The organism is Micromonospora sp. DT15 (genome assembly GCF_049841475.1).
Classification (GTDB): domain Bacteria; phylum Actinomycetota; class Actinomycetes; order Mycobacteriales; family Micromonosporaceae; genus Micromonospora.
Genome location: NZ_JBNCKJ010000002.1, coordinates 411,387 through 425,379, shown reverse-complemented (window position 1 = coordinate 425,379; position 13,993 = coordinate 411,387). Strand labels below are relative to the sequence as shown.

Below are 13,993 nucleotides of genomic sequence, written 5' to 3'. Positions count from 1 at the left end.
CCGACCACTCAGCGTCACCGTTTAGCCGCCGTCGACCCAGGCTAGTCCCCCGGTAAGGGACGTCCCCGCCCAGGTCGCAGCGGCTGCCGGGGCAGGCCGTATCGCCCGCCCCGGCGCGCCGTCGTCAGTCTCGACCGGCTGCGGCGTCGTCAGTCCTCGAACGCCTCCGGCGACGGGCACGAGCAGACCAGATTCCGGTCGCCGTACGCGCCGTCGATGCGCCGCACCGGCGGCCAGTACTTCCCGGCCCGGTCCACCCCGGCCGGGTACGCGCCCACCGACCGCGGGTACGCGTGCGACCACTCGTCACCGCTGACCATCGCCGCGGTGTGCGGCGCGTTTGCCAGGGGGTTGTCCCCCGCCGGCCACGCCCCGGAACCCACCTGCTCGATCTCCGCGCGGATCGCGATCATCGCGTCGCAGAACCGGTCCAGCTCGGCCAGGTCCTCGCTCTCGGTCGGCTCCACCATCAGCGTTCCCGCCACCGGGAACGACATCGTGGGCGCGTGGAAGCCGTAGTCGATCAGCCGCTTCGCCACGTCGTCGACGCTCACCCCGGTCGCCTTCGTCAACGGCCGCAGGTCGAGGATGCACTCGTGGGCCACCAGGCCCTTGTTGCCGGCGTACAGCACCGGGAAGTGCCCCCGCAGCCGCGCCGCCACGTAGTTCGCCGCGAGGACCGCCACACCGGTGGCCCGGGTCAGCCCCTCGGCGCCCATCATCCGCAGGTACGCCCACGGGATCGGCAGGATCCCCGCCGACCCGTACTTCGCCGCCGAGATCGCCGGGGTGGCGTCGACGTGCGCGCCCTGCGGGTCACCGGGCAGGAACGGCGCCAGGTGCGCGCGCACCGCCACCGGGCCCACCCCCGGGCCGCCGCCGCCGTGCGGGATGCAGAACGTCTTGTGCAGGTTCAGGTGCGACACGTCCGCGCCGAACTTGCCGGGCTTGGCGAACCCGACCAGGGCGTTGAGGTTCGCCCCGTCGACGTACACCTGCCCGCCCGCGTCGTGGACCTTCGCGCACAGCGACGCGATACCCGTCTCGTACACACCGTGCGTGGACGGGTACGTCACCATGATCGCGGCGAGCGCGTCGCGGTGCTTGTCGATCTTCGCGTCGAGGTCGACGAGGTCGACGTTGCCGTCGTCGTCGCAGGTCACCACCACGACCCGCATCCCGGCCATCACCGCCGACGCCGCGTTCGTGCCGTGCGCCGACGACGGGATCAGACACACGTCGCGGTGCGTCTCCCCCCGCGACGCGTGGTACGAGCGGATCGCCAACAGGCCGGCCAGCTCACCCTGCGAACCGGCGTTGGGCTGCACGCTGACCGCGTCGTACCCGGTCACCTCGGCCAGCCACGACTCCAACTGACCGATCATCTCCCGGTACCCGGCGGTCTGCGCGTCCGGGGCGAACGGGTGGATGTTCGCGAACTCCGCCCAGCTGACCGGCTCCATCTCGGTGGTCGCGTTCAGCTTCATCGTGCACGACCCGAGCGGGATCATGCCCCGGTCCAGGGCGTAGTCGAAGTCCGACAACCGCCGCAGGTAGCGCAGCATCGCCGTCTCCGAGTGGTGGCTGCGGAACACCGGGTGGGTGAGGAAGTCGCTGCCGCGAATCAGGTCGACGGGCAGAGCCGCGTCCGCGTCGGCGTCGAACGCGGGCACCCCGAACGCCGCCCACACCTGCGCCAGGTGCGCGTCGGTCGTGGTCTCGTCGCAGGACACCCCCACCCGGTCGGCGTCGACCAGCCGCAGGTTGACACCACGCTCCGCGGCGGCGGCCACCACCTCGGCGGCCCTCCCGGGCACGGTCGCGGTGACGGTGTCGAAGAACGCGACGTCCGCGACGTCCACCCCACCGGCGCGCAACCCGGCCGCGAGCCGCGCCGCCATCGCATGGGTACGCGTAGCGATGGCGCGCAGCCCGTCCGGGCCGTGGTAGACGGCGTACATGCCGGCCATCACGGCCAGGAGCACCTGCGCGGTGCAGATGTTGCTGGTCGCCTTCTCCCGGCGAATGTGCTGCTCACGGGTCTGCAACGCCAACCGGTAGGCCGGGTTGCCGTCCGCGTCGCGCGACACCCCGACCAGGCGCCCGGGCAGCATCCGCTCCAGGCCCGACCGCACCGCCAGGTAACCGGCGTGCGGCCCACCGAAGCCCATGGGTACGCCGAAACGCTGGGTGGTGCCGGCGGCGATGTCGGCGCCGATGTCGCCCGGTGCGCGCAGCAGCGTCAACGCCAGCAGGTCCGCCGCCACTGTCACCAGGGCGCCGACGGCGTGCGCGGCCTCCACGAGGCGGGCGTGGTCGCGTACCGCCCCGGACGCCCCCGGATACTGCAGGTGCAGGCCGAAGAACTCTCCCGGCAACTCGTCGCGCTGCACGTCGAGGACCCGCACGTCGATGCCGAGCGGCTCGGCCCGGCTGGTGATCACCGCGATGGTCTGCGGCAACGCGTCGGCGTCGACGACGTACACGCCGCTCTTGCTCTTGGAGGCCCGCCGCGCCAGGGTCATCGCCTCCGCCGCCGCGGTGCCCTCGTCGAGCATGGAGGCGTTCGCGGTGGCCAGGCCGGTCAGGTCGGTGACCATGGTCTGGAAGTTCAGCAGCGCCTCCAGCCGGCCCTGGCTGATCTCCGGCTGGTACGGGGTGTACGCCGTGTACCAGGCCGGGTCTTCAAGGACGTTGCGGCGGATCACCGCCGGGGTGTGCGTGCCGTGGTACCCGAGCCCGATCATGGACACGGCGACGGTGTTACGCGCCGCGAGGGCCCGCAGCTCGGCGATCGTCTCGGCCTCGGTGGCCGCCTCGGGCAGGTCGAGGGTGCCGTGCCAGCGGATCACCTCGGGGATCGCGGCGTCCATCAGCTCGTCGATCGAGTCGTGCCCGACGACCTCCAGCATCCGACGCTCATCGTCGGGGCCGGGACCGATGTGACGGGTGGCGAACTGCTCTACAGTCATGGGTGGCACTCCCGGGGCGAGGTCGACGTGTCGGCCTCCCCCTCTGTCGCACCCACAGGGGCACTCCACAGCGCCTGCCCACGAGGTCCTTTTGCCTGAGAGGTTCCGGGGAGGATTTGCCCCTTCGGCGCCGCCCTGCGTGCTGTCGGGCGGTCTCTCCCACGTGGGTGTTACCGGCGTGGTCAACGCTACCAGCGTTGGTGTTTCCGGCAGATGTCCTACCCCCGGGGGCTGATGTCCCACCCGGGCGGGGTGCCCATGCGGGGTTGGCCCGTCAGACCCCCAGCGGCGCCCCGGCGCCGACCCGCGCGGCCACCTGCGGCAGCACCGCACCCAGCGGCGCGTCCACGCACACGGTGGCGTGGCCGTCACCCCGGGTCGGCCCCTGGTTGACGATCGCGACCGGGATGCCCCGTTTCGCCGCCCGAATCACGAACCGGCGCCCCGACATCACCGTCAACGACGACCCCAGCACCAGCAACGCGCGGGCCTGCTCCACGGCCGCGAAACACCGCGCCACCCGCTGCGGTGGCACCGTCTCACCGAAGAACACCACGTCCGGTTTCAGCATCCCGGTGCCGCAGATCCCGCAGTCCACCGGCCGGAACGCCTCCACCTGCTCATCGGGGAGATCAACATCACCGTCCGGGTTGACGGCGGCGACGCGGGCCACGAACTCCGGGTTGGCCTCGCGCAACCGCCGGTGCAGCTCCTCTCGGGAGGTCAGGTTGCCGCAGTCCAGGCAGGTCACCTCGTCGAGGCGACCGTGCAACTCGATCACCGACGGGCTGCCGGCCGCACCGTGCAGACCGTCGACGTTCTGGGTGATGACCGTGTCGACCAGCCCGGCGTGCTGCAGCCCGGCCACCGCCCGGTGCCCGGCGTTGGGCGCCGCGCCCGTGATCAGCCGCCAGCCCAGGTGGCTGCGCGCCCAGTAGCGGCGCCGCGCGAGGGGATCGCGGGTGAACGCCTGGAAGGTCATCGGCGTGTGCCGCCGCGCCACCCCGCTGGGCCCCCGGTAATCCGGAATTCCCGACTCGGTGGACAGGCCGGCGCCGCTGAGCACCACCACCCCACCACCGGCCACCAGCGAGGTCAACGCGTCGAAGCTCTCCATCACCTCTCCATGCTGCCTCAACCGGGCCGCTGACGCCGAGCCCCGCGCCGGGTGGGCGGCCCCACCCGGCGCGGACGACGGCCATGCGGCTAGGACGTCGGCGACGACGGCTATCAAGCTAGGACGTCGGCGACGACGGTTCTGCGGCTAGGACGTCGGCGACGACGCAGGCGATGTTGTCCGGCGCCCCCTCGGCGCGCGCCAGATCGATCAGCGCCCGCACCGTGTCCTCGGGATCGTCCGTCGCGGCCAACGCCGACCCCAACCCGGCCCGGCCGACGACCGCGGACAGCCCGTCGGAGCACAACAGGTACCGGTCACCCGGAACCGCGGTACGCAGCGCCAGATCCGCCTCGACCTGCCGGCCGCCACCGAGGGCACGCACCAGCACCGCGCGCTGCGGATGCGTCGCGGCCTGGTCCCGGTCGAGCCGACCCTGATCAACCTGGGTCTGCACCCAGGTGTGATCCTGCGTGAGCAACGACAACTCACCGCCGCGCAGTAGGTAGGCCCGGGTGTCACCGACGTGCACCAGCGCCAGCCGGGAGCCGCTGAGCAGCAGCGCGGTCAGCGTCGTGACGGGCTGGTCGGTGTCGGTGGCCAACGCGTGCACGGCACTGTCGGCGGCGCTCACCGCGCCGCCCAGCATCGTCAGCAGGTCCGCGCCCGGCACGTCGGTGAGGGCCAATGGCTTCAGGGCGTCGACGGCGGCGGCGCTGGCGGCCGCGCCGCCGGGCCCCCGCATCCCGTCGGCCACGGCGAGCAACCGCTCGGTGGCGTACGCGGTGTCCTCGTTGCTGTCGCGCACCAGCCCGGTGTCACAACCGGCGGCGAAGCGAACGACAACTGTGGGATCCGGGTCAGACATGGTGGTACCCCCTTCAGACAGGTGGTCCACGAGGAGGGTGGCGAGCCGGGCGCGGGCCGCGGTGTCGGCGCTGACCTGTTGCCAGTACGCGGTGACCGCCTCAGCCGCCGCTGCCGGCTCCAGGTCACACACGACCCGGATCGTCGCCAGCGGCATACCGAGCCGACGCAACTGGGCGACCAGCCGCGCCACCGGCAGCTGAGCCGGGTCGTAGAGCCGGTAACCGGACTCCGGATCGACAGCGGCCGGCACCAGCAGCCCGCCCTGGTCGTACAGGCGCAACGCCTTCGGCGTCAGCCTCGCCGCCCGGGCGAACGCCCCGATGGTCATCAGCCCCACGTCGACATCCTCCTCGCGCGCCGGTCACGGCGACCGGCTCCCACCAGGCTCAGGGTTGCCCGAAGGTCAAGGTCAAGCCGATGACGCCGGTAGGTTGGGCGCATGCGCGTCGTCATCGCCGGAGGCCACGGCAGGATCGCCCTACTGTTGCAACGCCACCTCGTCGGGCGCGGCGACACCGCCGTCGGCCTCATCCGCAACCCCGAGCAGACCGCGACGCTGCGCGCCGCCGGCGCCACCCCCGTCGTCTGCGACCTGGAGCACACCTCGCCGGAACAGGTGGCCGAGCACCTGCGCGGTGCCGACGCGGTGGTCTTCGCCGCCGGCGCGGGCCCCGGCAGCGGCGCCGCCCGCAAGGACACCGTCGACCGGGCCGCCGCCGCGCTGCTCGCCGACGCCGCCACCCACGCCGGCGTCCACCACTACCTGCTCGTCTCCTCCATGGGCGTGGACACACCACCCGCCCCCGGCACCGACGACGTGTGGGCGGCGTACCTGCGCGCCAAACGCGCCGCCGAGGACGACCTGCGCCGCCGCGACCTGGCCTGGACGGTGCTACGACCCGGCCGGCTCACCGACGACCCACCCACCGGGCGGGTCACCCTCACCCCACACGCCGGTAGTGGCGCGATCAGCCGCACCGACGTCGCCCACGTCCTCGCCGCGCTGCTCGACGAACCGCGCACCACCGGCGCGACACTGGAACTCGTCGACGGACCCACCCCGATCGTCGAGGCCGTCCGCGCCGCCGCCAGCTGACCGACCCGTCGCGCCGCAGGGGCTCGGCTGACACCCACCCACCAGGTGCGGCCCTCAGCCGCCCGGGCGGTGCGCGGCGACCAACACCGGCCCACCGGGGACGGTCGGAAAACGCCGAACGTCACCCAACCCGGCCTCCTCCAGCACCTCCGCCATCCGGTCGGCGTCGAAGGCGTTGCCGCCGTTGCGGACGGCGTTCCACCGGTCGACGGCCGCCCGCAACGGGTCCCCGGCTGGCGGATTGGTGCCGGCCACCAGCCAGCCACCGGGTCGCAGCGCCTGCACCAACCGGGGCAACGCGAGCGCCAACGTCTGCTGGGGAAGAAACGGCGCCGGCACCCACACCAGGTCGTACCCATCCGGCTCGGCCACGTCCGCGACGTCCTGCCGGCGCACACTGATCCGGTCCGCGACGTCGCGCGCCTCGGCCAACTCCCCGCGGGCCAGGTCCAACGCCCGCTGCAGCACGTCGATGCCCACCACCGACACCCGGGGCAACGCGCGGGCCAGGGCGACAGCCAACGCCGCCACGCCGGTGCCCACGTCCAGCACCCGGGCATCCGCCGAGTCCAAGCGCTCCGCCAGCCCCGCCAACTCGGGCACCACCCGGGTCGCCAACGCCCGGCCGGTCGCCGCCGACGCCCGACCCTGATGCAGCAACACCTCGTCGTCGACCTGCGCCCAGCCCGCGCCACCCCCGCCGGAAGGCTCCTGCGCCGCCGCGGCGACCGCCTGCCGCAGCGAACTCAACCGCGCCTGCACCGCGCTGCGCCCGGTCGGCCCGTCGGCAGGCACCAGCGACGGGTGCGCGACCGGCGTCCCGCCGTCCCAGGACAGCAGACCGGCCGCTTCCAATACCGCGGTGCGGTGCGGCGACGCCGCGAGGACCTCGGCGAGCGGGGCCGACAGGGCGTCACTCATGGTGCCGACAGCGGCCGCCAGCGCCCACGCCGACGCCTCCAACGCGGTCAGCGGGTCCGCCGATCCGCCGGATGGAGACGGTGATACCGACACGACGGCGCCTCTCCCCGGGGCGGGCCACCGGTCAGCCCCGCCTGACCCCTCCGACTATGCCACCGCCGCCAGCGCACCGGGTGGGGTCCACCTCAGCGCACCCCACCCGGCGACTCAGCGCTGCTGGTGCCGCGGCAACGCCGACTGACCCACCACGCCACCCACGAACGGCGCCCCCGGCGTCTCCGCCGCGATCCGATCCATCGTGCGCGCCAACTGCTCACTGCCGTCGTCGAGATGCCGCGCCGCCGCCTGCATGTGCGACACCATCATCTCGCCGAAGATCCGCAACGCCTCCCGGGTCGCCACCGTGTCGTCGAAGCTCGACCCCGCCGCGCTGCGGTACTCCGCCACCGCCCGCTCCGCCTCCTGCTTCGCCTCCGCCTCCGCCGCGTGCAGGTAACTCTCGTACTGCACCCGGGCGTACTCGGCGACCCGACGCGCGTAGTCATGCGCCTGCGCGATGATCTGCTCGGCCTCCCGCTGCGCCGCCGACAGCAGATTCACCTCACGCGCCGCCGGAAGCTTCGCCGCCGCCCCCGTACTCGGGATCACCCCGTGCCGGTGCAACTCCACCCGGTCGGTCAGGCGCTCGTTCTCCGCCCGCAACGTCGCGATCTGCGTCGCCAACAGGTCCAACTCGTCAGCGACCTGCACCCGGAACCGGTCCACATCAGCGTTGTCGTAACCACGCCGAGCGAACGACGCCGCACCGAACTCCCACCGCCGAACCCGGTCGGCGGTCATCCGCACCTGCACACCGCCGGACACCTGCACCCCGTCATACCGACTGATCGGCGTCGCACTCACCTGTGCCCACCTCCCGAAGTGCCACCCGCAGCCGACTGCTGCACCGCCGTGCGCCACGCCGGGCCGTACCACTGCGCGCCCAGGCCCTCGTGGTGCACCTGACCCGCGTGGTAGCCCGCCTGCACCAACGTCCGCACCGCGTGCGACACCATCTCGTCCGACCCACACACGAACACGTGCCGGGACCGCCAGTCACCGTCGGCCAACGCCCGGTCCACCGCCTGCACGAACTCCCCCGGCCGGTGCATGTCGGCACCGACCACGTACGTCACCGTCAACCACGGATACGACGACGCCAACTTGTCGATCGCATCGCTGTCGTAGAACTCGCTACGGGACCGGGCCCCCACATACAGGTCCACCCGCCGGCGGGAACCCTCCGCGGCCACCTGCTCCACCAACGCCTTCATCGGCGCCCAGCCGGTACCCGACACCAACAGCAACAGGTCACTGGAGCCCGCCGCCCACAACCCCAGCCGGTCCCCCACCGGCGCCGCCAGGTGAACCCGATCCCCCACCGCCGACCCGTACACCAGCCGCGACGACACCGCACCACCCGGCGCGGCCCGCACATGCAACTCCAACGTGCCGTCCGCCCGCGGCGCGTTCGCCGGCGAGTAGTACCGCCACGACCGCACCGACGGGTGCGACACCCCGATCGACTGACCCGGCGTGAACGGCAACAGATACTGCGGACGCACCGTCAACACCGCCACGTCGAACGCCCGCCGCTCATGCGCCACGATCTCCGCCACCCACCACGGCGGATTGACCGCCTCAGCGGCCTGCGCGGCCTCCACCATCACCTGGGCGACCAACCCGTACGCCGCCGTCCAGTCCGCAGCCAACTCGTCGGTCCACTGCTCGGCGAGGAAATGCTGCAACGTCGCCACCAGCGCCTCACCGACCGCCGGATAATGCTCCGCGCGGACCGCGAACTTACGGTGATCCGCGCCGAGATCCTGCAGGAAACCCACCAGCCGATCCACCTGGTCCACGTTGGACACGATGTGACCCAACGCGGTCACGAGGCGGTCCCGCTGACCAGCCATGTTCGTGGGGAACATCTGCCGCGTCTCGGGATGGGCGAGGAACAACGTCGAGTAGAAGTAGAGCGGCACCTGATCGCCGTGACCGGCGACCACCGACCAGCTCTGCTTGAGGCGAGCGGCGTCCACGCTCAGACGCCCGACCTGTTCCCGGCAGCCACCACCTGGCCCTGCACCTGCCCCAGCACCGTCTGCACATCGGCGATGACGTCCGCCGGCACTCCGAGCTCGGTCAGCGTCACCGTCAGGTACTCGCCCACCTTCGCGTAGTGGCCCACCGTGATGTTCAACGGCTGGTGCGCCTCGTCCAACCCGCGACCCGTGTACTCGTTCGGGCCACCCAGCACCACCGTCAACATCAACGCCAGATGCCGCCGCTGACCCGCCATGTCCACGCCAGCGAAATAGCCCGCCAACTCCGGGTCCGCGAGCACCTTGTCGTAGAACAGCTCAACCGCCGCCTTGACCGAACTGGCACCGCCAATACGGTCGTAGTGCGAGGTGGGAACAGTCTCTTCCGTAACCGTCACGGTCGTTCCTTCCGGGGGGTGAAGGGTCCAGAACCGTGAGGGACCATAGCGTGTCAACCGCCCCCGGTCAGCGCCCCCTTATCGGATTCCCGACAACAGGACGACACGGTGCGTCACCACTACCGATGGGTATCTCCACAATGGGCAACCGACACGACACCCACGGTATCCACAGTGGACCGACGCGGCCGATCAACCCCCGCCACCGTCACCGACGGTCGCGAGAAAACAACCGGAAAAAAACCGAAAGACCGAACCGTCAGCCGGCGCGCCGCCGCGCCCGCCGCGCCGCCAACTCGTCACCCACCGGATCCGGGCCCGCCGCCACCACCGGCTCCACCGGGCCGCTCGTCGCCGGCTCCGCCGGCAGATGCGACAACGACCCCTGGATCTCCTTGAAAGCCCCACCGATCGCGATGCCGAAGACCCCCTGGCCACCCTGCAACAGGTCGACCACCTCCTCCGGAGACCGGCACTCATACACCGTCGTCCCATCAGAGATCAGCGTGATCCCCGCCAGATCCTCCACACCACGCGACCGCAACGCCTCGATCGCCTTACGGATGTTCTGCAGGGACACCCCCGCATCCAACAACCGCTTCACGACCTTCAACACCACCAGGTCCCGGAACGAATACAACCGCTGCGTCCCCGAACCCGAGGCATCACGAACGCTCGGCACCACCAGCGTCGTCCGCGCCCAGTAATCCAACTGCCGGTAACTGATGCCCACCGCATGGCAGGCCGTCACACCCCGGTAACCAACCGAACCGTCACCCTCAGCCGCCACACCTGGCGACGAGGCACCCGACTCGTCGAACTCTGCACCCGGATCGGAATCCCGCGGCTCGTGCATCCGGACAACCTCCCCGTCAGTGTGGCGACGCATCGTTTCCGGGACGCGCACCCCTCGACATGGAAACCCTATCGCCACCGTCAGGGGTTACCACGGAGGAACCGACGCGACACGCCGCGCAGCCACCGAGAAAGATCACCAACAGAGCCCAGGCACACCTCAGCCCGCGAAATCCTCCGGACGCACCTGCTCCAGGAACTCGCGGAACTTCTCCACCTCGTCCTCCTGCTCATCAGGGATAACGATCCCCGCCTCGCTGAGGACCTGCTCCGCACAACGAATCGGCGCGCCAACCCGCAACGCCAACGCGATCGAATCGCTCGGCCGCGCCGACACCCGCACCCCATCACCGATCAACAGATCAGCGTAGAAGACGTTCTCCTTCAGCTCGGTGATCTCCACCGCCTGCAAGGGCGCCTTCAACGCCGCCAACACGTCCCGCAGAAGGTCATGCGTCAACGGCCGGGCCGGCTTGACCCCCTGCTGCTCATAAGCGATAGCCGTCGCCTCGACCGCGCCGATCCAGATCGGCAGATAGCGGTCCCCCTCGACCTCCCTGAGCAGGACGATCGGCTGGTTGCTGGGCAGCTCCACCCGAACTCCGACCACGCTCAGCTCGCGCACCGCCGCCTCCGTGTCGTTGTCACCTACGCCGCACCGCGCCTTTCCCTGCACGGTACACGGACCGCAACACGGCCGTCCCATGCGCTACAGCACCACGTCCGCGCCGAAAAGGGGTTACCCCGGCAAGCCTACGGCACGCTTCCCGGAAGAGATCTTTCCGCTCAGCCACCACCCACCGGGCACCCTCACCGACCCAACGTCGACCGCAGCCCCACCCGCACCAACGCCGCGTGCAACTGCTCCGACAACGCCACCAACTCCCGCGCCGTCTCCGCCGCCCGCGCCCGCGCCGCCGGATCACTCTGCCGCGCCAACGGCGCCACCAACTGCGCGAACAAACCGACCTCCCGGTCCGCCGCCGTCCGATAACCCCGCAGGTGCCGCGGCTCCAACCCGTACGCCGCCAACCCCGCCACCGCCGACGCGATGATCAGAGCATCAGCGTCATACCAACCCGGCGGATCCGACACCAACACACCGAGCCGCTCCAACTCCACCAACGTCGACTCGTCGATCCCACTGCGCGCCACCAGATCCGACCGGCCGAGCCGCACCTGCGACGACTCGGCCGGCTCCGCGAACTCACGACCCGGCACCGCACCATCAGGACCAACCGCCACCAACGCCGGCCGCGACCGCTCCGGCTGCTCACCGGACGAATCCCACTGGGCCAACTGCTCCCGAATCACCCGCAACGGCAGGTACCTGTCCCGCTGCGCGGTCAACACGAACCGCAACCGCGCCACATCGTCCCAGCTGTACTTCCGGTAACCCGCCGCCGTCCGCTGCGGCTCGACCAAACCCTCGGCCTCAAGAAACCGCAGCTTCGAAATCGTGGTATCCGGAAAATCCACCCGCAACTGCCCAAGCACCTCACCGATGCTCATCAGCGGCTCAGACCGAGCCGCCCCGGGTGACATGGAGGCCGCAGGCTCGTTCACCCCCGGCCGGCCTCCTCCTCCGGGCGCGGACCGGCGATGAACACCACCCGGAACTTACCGATCTGAACCTCGTCACCATTGCTCAACGTGGCCGCCTCGACCCGCTCACGATTGACGTACGTGCCATTCAGGCTACCCACGTCCCGCACCGTGAACGTCCCACCATCACGGTGGAACTCCGCGTGCCGACGCGACACCGTCACGTCATCAAGGAAGATGTCACTGTCCGGGTGCCGGCCACTGGTCGTCACATCGTGGTCCAACAAGAACCGGGCACCCGCATTCGGGCCTCGACGAACCACCAGCAGCGCCATACCCGGCGGCAACGAACCGGACATCCGGCTCGGCACCACATCGGTATCCGGCCCCTCCAGCACTTCGTCGAGCGAACCGAGATTGAGCGTCGAAGTGACGTCGAGTGGGGGGAACTCGTCGTCTGGCCGCGTCATGGGACCACCTCACGGATCTGTTCGGTCGGCGTCGGGTAATGGCGGGTCTGGCCGCCGGGCACTTGAACACCCGGCGGCTGGCTCCCCGTGCCCGGGAAGGCAATTCCGCAACGCTCAACTATTGGGTTCTCGGTCGACTGGGCGAGCCTAGCCAGCGCCGAAATGCAGGGCAACCGGACGCGCGCAGACATGCCGCGCACCGGATCAAGCACACTCAGCCTTCGGTGATCTTCTGATACGCGGCCGCCGTCAGCAACCCATCCGTCGCAGTCGGATCGTTCGGCGTGATCTCCACCAACCAACCCTCACCGTACGGATCAGTGTTGATCAGCTCAGGCGTGTCAGCCAACGCATCGTTGCGCGCCGCCACCGTACCGGCCACCGGCGCGTAGATCTCCGACACGCTCTTGGTCGACTCGATCTCACCCAACGAGTCACCGGCCGCGACCACCGCACCCGCCTCGGGCAACTGCACGTACACGATGTCACCGAGCGCGTCCTGCGCGAAGTGGGTGATGCCGACCCGGACCGAAGCCGTGCCGTCACCCGCCACCCACTCATGCTCGGCGGTGTATCGCAGATCCTCGGGAATCACCAGACGCGTCCTTCATCCATCGGTGCCCCGGACCACCCGGGTCCGGCGCGGCCGCGCCGGTCAGGAGACCGGACGGGCGTGTTCCAACTTGATCGGCACGTGCAGCGCCGAAACCTCGGCAACCTCACGCTCCCCAAACGTCACGTTACCGCCGTCACCCCGGACCGACGCCACCACCCCACCAGGAATGTTCAACGCCGTACGCATCGTCGCCGGATCACCGATCACCGTGATCGTGTACGGCCCCGACAACCGACGCCCCTCCACGATCAACGACGCGTTGTTCTCCCCATCGAGGAAGTACGTCGACGCGATGATCCGCACCGTCGCCCGATCCCCACCGGAAATCTGCATCGCCTCAGCGCCCGCACCACGCAGCTCCTGCACCGCGTCCAACACCCGATTCGCCGAAATCGGCTTCACACCGCCGTCGAACTGCACAGTCAACCCCGGACCCACAGCCGGCAACGTCCCCGCCAGGATGCCCAACTCGTCCGCCCGCCGCGTCGCCTCATCCAACGCCGCCTGACGACCCTGCTCACCCGAGCGCAACTGCCGCTGACTGTCCTCCAGAGCCCGGATGTCCTGCTGCAGGCGATTCTCCCGCGCATCCAGATCCGACAGGATCCGGACCAGATCCTCCTGACGGGTGGCACCCAGAGTCGGGTCCGTCGACGTCGTCTTCAACTGCACGACCAACGTGAACCCCAGCAACGCCAACAACGCGGCGATCATCACCCCCGCCGCACTCCACCGGGACCGACCAGCCACCACCGGCGCCGCCGACTCCCCCACCGGCTCCGCCAACCCGTCCGCACCCGCAACCGGCTGCTCCCCCGACCGCGACACCACGCTCAGGTCCACCGTCGCACCATCGTCGACCGGCTCCACACCCGGCTCCGCCACAGGCTCGTCATCCGCCGGCGCCTGCGGCGCCAACGGGCTCAACTCATCCGGATCCGGCGCATCCGGCCGCGGATCCGGCTCACCCGCCGGCCCACCCGGCCGCACCGGACCCACCGGCTGCGGCCACCCGGTCCCCGTGTCGGTCTGCTCGTCACTCATCGCAA

At 70.6% G+C, this 13,993-nt stretch carries 14 protein-coding genes and 1 riboswitch; of the genes, 1 reads left to right on the top strand and 13 read right to left on the bottom strand.

The window, feature by feature from the left end; all coding sequences use genetic code 11:
- Positions 1 to 149 precede the first annotated feature (149 nt).
- The 3 genes from gcvP to ACLQ3F_RS06040 all read right to left on the bottom strand — a co-directional run bounded on the left by gcvP (position 150) and on the right by ACLQ3F_RS06040 (position 5,296).
- On the bottom strand, positions 150 to 2,972 hold the full coding sequence (gene gcvP, locus ACLQ3F_RS06050) for an aminomethyl-transferring glycine dehydrogenase (protein WP_425846894.1): 2,823 nt from the start codon (positions 2,970 to 2,972) through the stop codon (positions 150 to 152).
- A gap of 73 nt (positions 2,973 to 3,045) precedes the next feature.
- Positions 3,046 to 3,144: riboswitch (glycine riboswitch) on the bottom strand.
- Between the two features lie 102 nt (positions 3,145 to 3,246).
- Positions 3,247 to 4,089, bottom strand: coding sequence for an NAD-dependent protein deacetylase (locus ACLQ3F_RS06045; protein ID WP_425846892.1), 843 nt, complete (start codon positions 4,087 to 4,089; stop codon positions 3,247 to 3,249).
- A 118-nt stretch (positions 4,090 to 4,207) separates the two neighbouring features.
- A complete protein-coding gene (locus tag ACLQ3F_RS06040; protein ID WP_425846890.1) occupies positions 4,208 to 5,296 on the bottom strand; it encodes a MerR family transcriptional regulator in 1,089 nt (362 codons plus the stop codon).
- A 102-nt stretch (positions 5,297 to 5,398) separates the two neighbouring features.
- On the opposite strand from ACLQ3F_RS06040, the gene ACLQ3F_RS06035 reads away from it, so the two are divergent.
- Entirely contained in the window at positions 5,399 to 6,055 is a 657-nt protein-coding gene (locus ACLQ3F_RS06035) for an NAD(P)H-binding protein (RefSeq protein ID WP_425846888.1), read from the top strand.
- Between the two features lie 54 nt (positions 6,056 to 6,109).
- On the opposite strand, the gene ACLQ3F_RS06030 is transcribed toward ACLQ3F_RS06035, so the two are convergent.
- The 10 genes from ACLQ3F_RS06030 to ACLQ3F_RS05985 form a co-directional block, all read right to left on the bottom strand.
- The gene (locus ACLQ3F_RS06030; RefSeq protein ID WP_425846886.1) at positions 6,110 to 7,069 is read right to left on the bottom strand and encodes an SAM-dependent methyltransferase; all 960 of its coding nucleotides are present in this window, start codon (positions 7,067 to 7,069) and stop codon (positions 6,110 to 6,112) included.
- A gap of 114 nt (positions 7,070 to 7,183) precedes the next feature.
- Entirely contained in the window at positions 7,184 to 7,879 is a 696-nt protein-coding gene (locus ACLQ3F_RS06025; protein ID WP_355007552.1) for a DivIVA domain-containing protein, read from the bottom strand.
- Positions 7,876 to 9,057 (bottom strand): globin domain-containing protein, encoded by a 1,182-nt coding sequence (locus ACLQ3F_RS06020; protein ID WP_425846883.1) that lies wholly within the window; start codon positions 9,055 to 9,057, stop codon positions 7,876 to 7,878. The genes ACLQ3F_RS06025 and ACLQ3F_RS06020 overlap by 4 nt, the downstream gene beginning before the upstream one ends.
- Positions 9,058 to 9,059: 2 nt before the next feature.
- Complete coding sequence (locus ACLQ3F_RS06015) at positions 9,060 to 9,458, bottom strand: group I truncated hemoglobin (protein WP_357206469.1); 399 nt, start codon at positions 9,456 to 9,458, stop codon at positions 9,060 to 9,062.
- A 259-nt stretch (positions 9,459 to 9,717) separates the two neighbouring features.
- Positions 9,718 to 10,314 carry a MerR family transcriptional regulator gene (locus ACLQ3F_RS06010; protein WP_355007555.1) on the bottom strand — a complete coding sequence of 199 codons (597 nt, stop codon included), beginning with the start codon at positions 10,312 to 10,314 and terminating at the stop codon, positions 9,718 to 9,720.
- A gap of 159 nt (positions 10,315 to 10,473) precedes the next feature.
- Complete coding sequence (locus tag ACLQ3F_RS06005; protein WP_030327706.1) at positions 10,474 to 10,938, bottom strand: bifunctional nuclease family protein; 465 nt, start codon at positions 10,936 to 10,938, stop codon at positions 10,474 to 10,476.
- Positions 10,939 to 11,123: 185 nt separating this feature from the next.
- Positions 11,124 to 11,825, bottom strand: a complete 702-nt coding sequence (locus tag ACLQ3F_RS06000) for a MerR family transcriptional regulator (protein WP_357206467.1) — start codon at positions 11,823 to 11,825, stop codon at positions 11,124 to 11,126.
- A gap of 50 nt (positions 11,826 to 11,875) precedes the next feature.
- The gene (gene odhI / locus ACLQ3F_RS05995; protein ID WP_007071101.1) at positions 11,876 to 12,328 is read right to left on the bottom strand and encodes an oxoglutarate dehydrogenase inhibitor Odhl; all 453 of its coding nucleotides are present in this window, start codon (positions 12,326 to 12,328) and stop codon (positions 11,876 to 11,878) included.
- A 214-nt stretch (positions 12,329 to 12,542) separates the two neighbouring features.
- Entirely contained in the window at positions 12,543 to 12,923 is a 381-nt protein-coding gene (gcvH, locus tag ACLQ3F_RS05990; protein WP_091397961.1) for a glycine cleavage system protein GcvH, read from the bottom strand.
- Between the two features lie 60 nt (positions 12,924 to 12,983).
- Complete coding sequence (locus ACLQ3F_RS05985) at positions 12,984 to 13,988, bottom strand: DUF881 domain-containing protein (RefSeq protein WP_425846879.1); 1,005 nt, start codon at positions 13,986 to 13,988, stop codon at positions 12,984 to 12,986.
- Positions 13,989 to 13,993: the final 5 nt, after the last annotated feature.